The following is a 4,085-nucleotide window of genomic DNA, read 5'->3' on the forward strand; positions in this document are numbered from 1 at the left end:
CCCCCCGCGCGGGGCGGGGGGGGGCGCCCCCCCGCCCCCCCCCCCCGGCGGCCGCGGCGGGCCCGGCCGCCGCCCCCCCCCCCCCCGGCCTGCTGTCGGCGGGCACCGTGGTGGTGCACGGGCGCGGCCGCGCCGTGGTCACGGCGACCGGGGCCGACAGCGCGATGGGCCGGATCGCCCTGCTCATGCGGCCCGATGCCGGGCTGACACCGTTGCAACGCCGGTTGATGGATGTCAGCGCCGTGCTGGCCGTGGTCGCCGTCGCCCTGTGCGTGGTGGTGCTGGTGCTGGGACTGTTGCGCGGTCTGCCGCTGGAACTGATGGTGGTGACCTCGATCAGCCTGGCCGTCGCTGCCGTGCCGGAATCACTGCCCGCCGTGGTGACACTGGCGCTGGCGCTCGGCGCGCGCCGCATGGCCGACCGCGATGCGGTGATCCGGCGGCTGCCCGCGGTGGAGACGCTCGGCTCGATGACCGTCCTGGCCACCGACAAGACGGGCACGCTCACCGAAGGACGCATGGTGGCCCGGCTGCTGTGGACACCGGACAGCCACGCCGAGATCACCGGAACGGGCTACGACCCGTCGGGAGCCGTGCGCACGGAGCGCGGCGCGCTCGGCCCCGAGGACGATCCCGCCCTGACCGCCCTGCTGACCGCGGCCGCCCTCTGCAACGACGCCCGGCTGGTCCCGCCCGACACCACAGGCCCCGACACCACAGCCCCCGACACCGCAGGGGGACCGTCCTCCCCCGACTCGCACAGCTGGTCGGCGCTCGGCGATCCCACCGAGGCCGCCCTGCTCACCGCGGCGGCGCGCCTCGGCCTCGACCCGCACGCGCTGAACGACCGGCTGCCACGGGTGGCGGAGCGACCGTTCGACAGCGACCGCAAACGGATGTCCACGATCCACCGCCTGCCGGACGGCGGCTACCGCGTGGTGTGCAAGGGCGCGCCCGAGGCGGTGCTGAACCCCGCGACGGTGGCCGACACCCCCGAGGCGATCGCGGTAGCGGCCGGCTGGGCGCGGGATCGCGCGCTGGAGGGCTATCGCGTCCTCGCCGTCGCCACCCGCGAACTGCCCGCGCTTGCCGGCCAGGACGACGACATCGAGTGCGATCTGCACCTGATCGGCCTGATCGCCCTTGCCGACCCGCCCCGCGCCGTGGCGGCACAGACCATCCGCGACTGCCGGGCCGCGGGCATCCGGCCCGTGCTGATCACCGGCGACCACCCGGGAACGGCCCGCGCGATCGCGACGGAACTCGGCATCATCGCCGCCGGTGAGCCGGTCGTCGACCTGCGCGAGCCCTCCCCCGGCATCGACGCCGACGCGGCGGTCTTCGCCCGCGCCACGCCCGCGCAGAAGCTGGACCTCATCCAGCGCTTGCGCGACCGCGAGCAGGTGGTGGCCATGACCGGCGACGGCGTCAACGACGGGCCCGCGCTGCGCCGCGCCGACATCGGTGTCGCCATGGGCCGACGCGGCACCGAAGTCGCCAGGCAGGCCGCCGATCTCGTGCTCGCCGACGACGATCTCGGCACGGTCGTCATCGCGGTGGCCGAGGGCCGCCGGGTCTACGCCAATATCCGCCGTTTCCTGGTCTACGGGCTGTCCGGCGGCGCGGCGGAGATCGCGGTCATGCTCATCGGTCCCTTCCTCGGATTGCCGCTGCCGTTGCTGCCCGCGCAGATCCTGTGGATCAATCTGCTCACCCACGGCTTGCCCGGGGTCGCGCTCGGCGGCGAACCGGCCCAGCGCGACATTCTGCGGCGCCCACCACGCCCCCGGTCGCAGAGCATCCTCGGCGCGGGCCTCTGGCAGCGCGTGCTGCGCCTGTCGGTGGTGCTGACCGCGGTGACACTCGGCGTCGCGGTCTGGGCCGACGCGACCGGACGCCCGTGGCAGAGCATGGCGTTCTTCGCCCTCGGCGCCACCCAGCTCGCCGTCGCGCTCGGGTCGCGGTCCCGTCAGGGCTCACTGGCCAACCCCTCGCTGCTCGTGGCGGTCGGCGGCGCCTTCGCGCTCCAACTGGCCGCGCTGTACCTGCCGCCGTTGCGCGAACTGCTCGGCACCGAGCCGCTCGCGGTGTCCGACCTGCTGCTGGTGACCGCCCTGTCGGTGTCCGGCTATGTCGCCGCCCGCCTCGACCGCATCATCCATCCCGCACCGCGGGGAGACCGATCATGAGCGCCGCCGACCCCCACATGACCCAGCCGGACCTGTTCGCGGCCAAGATGGAACGCGATCCGGTCATGCGATCCACCATCGTCGCGATCCTGCTGCTGGACACCGAGCCGGATCAGGATCGTCTGGCGCGCACACTGGAACGCGCCACGCACGTCGTACCGAGATTGCGGCACATCCCGGTGGCCGCCCCGCTCGGCCTCACCCCGCCGCGCTGGCTGCCCGACCCGTACTTCGACCTGTCCTGGCATGTGCGCCGCGCGGGCCTGCCGCCGCCCGCCGACCTGGACGCGGTGCTCGACGTGGCGCGCCGCGAGGTCATGGAAGCCTTCGACCCCGCCCGGCCGCTGTGGAAATGCACCGTGCTGTCCGGGCTCTCCGACGGCAGGGCCGCGGTCGTGTTGAAGGTCCACCACAGCCTGACCGACGGGATCGGGGGCATCCTGATCGCCCGGGAAGTGCTCGACGCCACCCGCGACAGCGCCCCGCGCCCAGATGTCGAGGTCACCGAACCGCCTCGGCGCGGCACCCTGACCGACGCCCTGGCCTGGAATTCCGCACTCGGCCTCACCATGGCGCGCGGCGCGGTCGGCGCCGCGGGATCGCTGCTGCGGCGCGGACTCACCGATCCGATCGGCACCGTCCGCGGCGGCGGGGCACTCGCAGGCTCCCTGGCCCGCCTGACCAGACCGGTCACCTCGACCCTGTCACCGCTGATGACCGCACGCAGCACCCGCCGCGAGCTCACGGTACTCGAGATACCGCTCGAACAACTCGGCGCGGCCGCTCGCCGAGCCGGGTGCAGGCTCAACGACGCCTACCTCACCGGAGTGCTGATCGGGGTGCGGGAGTACCACCGTCGTCACGGTGCGCGGCTCGAGCGGTTGCGGGTGACCATGCCGATCAGCGTCCGCGAGCCGGACGACCCGATCGGCGGCAACCGGGTCACCTTGGCGCGTTTCGCCCTGCCCACGGCGATCGAGGATGCCGACGAACTGATGCGCGCGGTCCACGAGGCGGCGGGCCGATGGCGGCGGGAACCGTCACTCGGGTACTCCGGCGCGGTGGCCGCCGCTTTGAACCGGCTGCCCGCAGCCGTGGTGGCAGGGATGCTGAAGCACGTCGACTTCGTCGCCTCCAACGTCCCCGGCTCGCCGGTGCCGCTCTATCTGGCCGGCGCGCGGGTCGACCGCATGTATGCCTTCGCGCCCACGCTCGGCACCGCGTTCAACACGCTGCTGCTCTCACACACCGGCATCTGTCTGCTCGGCGTCACCGCCGACTCGGCGGCGATACCCGATCTGCCCGTTTTCGCCGACTGTCTGGCAGCCGGATTCGCCGCCACGGTCGGCGCCGATCGTTGACTGTCGCGCCACCGATCGACGCCGGTTCCGCGCGAGCGCGCCTGTCCCGGTTCCGGGACCGTAGTCCTTCTCAGCCCGCGTCCTGCGGGATCAGCACCTCGTCGAGCGGACGACGCGGGGTCGGCGGCAGCGGCTCGGCACTGGTGTGCGCCCATCCCACCCGGACGAAGGCCTGCGGATAGCCGGTATCGCGCAGCACCCGCATCCGCAGCTTCGCGCGTTCGGCGGCGATCTCCAGTGGCTCGGTGACCAGGCAGCTGGCCAGGCCGATCGTGGTGGCCGACAGCAGCACCGCGCTGATGGCCTCCCCCGCCCGCAGCTGGGACAGGCGATCGTCCGCGGAGGTGGCGATCACCAGCAGTTCGGCGTGATCGGCTTCCCGTGCGGTGTCGGTCAGTTCGGGGCCGGCGAACACCCGGGCCGGGAGTTCGTCGCCCGCCCGCGCGGCGGGAATGCTGTGCGCGGGAATGCCGTCCGGGCGGGTGTGCCACCCGGCCCACCACCCCCGCCCGAAACGGGACGACGCGCAGGCCGG

2 protein-coding genes and 1 pseudogene are annotated in these 4,085 nt (G+C 73.7%); 2 read left to right on the plus strand and 1 reads right to left on the minus strand.

The genetic code is table 11. The annotated features are described in order from the left end of the window. Both QH283_RS29110 and QH283_RS29115 read left to right on the plus strand, forming a co-directional pair. Positions 1 to 2,189, plus strand: a 2,189-nt coding sequence (locus QH283_RS29110; protein ID WP_280506129.1) for a cation-translocating P-type ATPase, incomplete at its 5' end; no start/stop codon positions are given. After that, a complete protein-coding gene (locus QH283_RS29115) occupies positions 2,186 to 3,550 on the plus strand; it encodes a wax ester/triacylglycerol synthase domain-containing protein (RefSeq protein ID WP_280506130.1) in 1,365 nt (454 codons plus the stop codon). The genes QH283_RS29110 and QH283_RS29115, both read left to right, overlap by 4 nt. Before the next feature lie 70 nt (positions 3,551 to 3,620). Here QH283_RS29115 and QH283_RS29120 read toward each other — a convergent pair. Further along, positions 3,621 to 4,085, minus strand: a pseudogene (locus QH283_RS29120) (Acg family FMN-binding oxidoreductase); the annotation flags it as partial.

This window comes from Nocardia farcinica, from assembly GCF_029867845.1.
GTDB lineage: Bacteria > Actinomycetota > Actinomycetes > Mycobacteriales > Mycobacteriaceae > Nocardia > Nocardia farcinica_A.